The organism is Salibacterium halotolerans (assembly GCF_900115625.1).
GTDB classification, from domain to species: domain Bacteria; phylum Bacillota; class Bacilli; order Bacillales; family Marinococcaceae; genus Salibacterium; species Salibacterium halotolerans.
In genome coordinates this window covers 1-1,942 of record NZ_FOXD01000046.1, presented here as the reverse complement: position 1 = coordinate 1,942, position 1,942 = coordinate 1, and the positions used below count along the sequence as shown (strand labels likewise).

The window sequence follows — 1,942 nt, the reverse complement described above, 5'->3', positions numbered from 1 at the left end:
AGCAAGCGGAGCGCGGTAGAAGATTCGCGGTGTACAAAAATAGAGGGCTGAAAACGGCAGTCTTTCAGAACGACCGAGAAAAACTTGACGCATACTGTAATACATGTCATGTTGTGATACAGGACATATTGTGATACAGTTAGGATATAATAACAGGTAGGAACAGTAACCGCTATCCCTACCTGTTGAAGATGCGAACGGCCCTTCAAAGAGGGCAACTATTTTAATGGTTTATTAAAAACCCCATCCTTTTTTAGAGTTGCCCCTCTAATTTAAGGATGGGGTTTTACTTTCTGCCTGACACCACCATAAGCAATACGGTTAGCATTATCATGATAAGTTGATAATCAGACATGGCACCACTTCCTTCCTACTTGGGGAGTGGCTACCCATCCTTAAAGGGAAATCCCGTTGCATCTATTATCTATGATACCATGAATAGGCTTCTATTTGTTGCTATAAATGGAATCCGTACTGTTAGCCGCTTTGTTCCTGTTTTTACAACCAATCTATCACTTGCTTTCGGTCGAACAGAGCAACATTACTCTTTTCGGCTAGTCGATAAGCATTGGAGATATAATAACTATTCGTGATAACCTACGCTTTATCCGCTTGATAGTAATCCATTCCACTTCGGACTTCCTGGACGGCTTTTACCCCTACATTGGATCGGTATCGCTTGGCTTGGACGGCGATGATGGTTTTATCTTTTTGTAGCAATAAATCCACACCATAATCCGCTCCCTTGGCTGTTTGCTTTACTTTATACCCGTCCTGTTTCAGCCGCTCTTCCAGGAACAATTCAAATGCCTTTCCGCTCATTCGGTCCACATCATGAATTCCGGCTTGTCGAATCCGTTTTCTTTTGGTCCCTTCCATGCCGAGGATGAAAACCACGATCAACAGAAATGCGGCAATACCTGCTGCCACTGAAAGGACAAAGGACCCTGTCTGCCATAAGACCAACAGAAAAAAGCAATACCAGAGGTATCACTTTTGCCTAACGGCTATTTTACAGTACCTATAAAAACTTCCAGGCTTTCTTCTACACATTCTGTTATTAACTCTGTAAAAGGCTGGAATGTACGATTCATGCTGGCCAGCTCTAATACTTCATAATATTTATATCTTTTTTCATCTTCAGCTTTTACAACTGCTGGCGGATACCCATTCTGCATGAGAATAAGATTCATCATTAAACGTGCCGTTCGTCCATTTCCATCAGAGAAAGGATGGATGTATACAAGTTTAAAATGGAATAACGCTGCCAGTTCTACGGGATGCAGTTGGTCTTTATTTTCTTCATACCATTTGATCAATTGTTCCACTTCATCTTGAACTTGTAAAAAGTGAGGAGGGTGGTGTTGACTACCAGAAATGCGAACGTTTATTTGACGATAACGTCCTGCATTATGGTCATCAATATTTTTAAGGACAAGATAATGAACATTTTTGATCAACGAATGATTCATTGTTGAACCTTGATCGATCTGTTCTTCAATAAAATCTATAGCTTCAGCATGATTAATGACCTCAAAGTGTTCACGTAATTTTTTTCCGCCTACCGTTAATCCTTCTTCCAGCACTAATTTGGTTTCCATTAAGGATAACGTGTTTCCTTCTATTGCATTGGAATGATAGGTCCACTCTACCCTGAAATGTTCTTTTAGGTTTCTTGTCGCTTCAGGTGGCAGCGGACGTAACTGATCTAACTCCTGTTTTAACTTGTTAACCTTACTGAAGTCCATAATACACATCCACCTCTTCCTATTCACCCTTCTATTGCCAAAGCGAGTATATTCATACTACCACAGGAAGAGTAGATTGAAAAAATACCCTTCAGCAAGGTATGCGTCAAGTTTTTCTCGGTCGTTCTGAAAGACTGCCGTTTTCAGCCCTCTATTTTTGTACACCGCGAATCTTCTACCGCGCTCCGCTTGCT

Annotated in this window: 2 protein-coding genes; both read right to left on the bottom strand. The window is 41.1% G+C overall.

Translation table 11 applies throughout. From position 1 onward, the window contains the following. Positions 1-597 precede the first annotated feature (597 nt). The gene (locus BM124_RS18375; RefSeq protein WP_170841233.1) at positions 598-966 is read right to left on the bottom strand and encodes a restriction endonuclease; all 369 of its coding nucleotides are present in this window, start codon (positions 964-966) and stop codon (positions 598-600) included. 41 nt (positions 967-1,007) lie between these two features. Further along, positions 1,008-1,748 carry a Fic family protein gene (locus BM124_RS18370; RefSeq protein ID WP_425288603.1) on the bottom strand — a complete coding sequence of 247 codons (741 nt, stop codon included), beginning with the start codon at positions 1,746-1,748 and terminating at the stop codon, positions 1,008-1,010. Positions 1,749-1,942: the final 194 nt, after the last annotated feature.

Bases quoted from the DNA above. Each gene is read 5' to 3' on its own strand.
- BM124_RS18370 (WP_425288603.1), bottom strand. From the start codon at position 1,748: ATGGACTTCAGTAAGGTTAACAAGTTAAAACAGGAGTTAGATCAGTTA.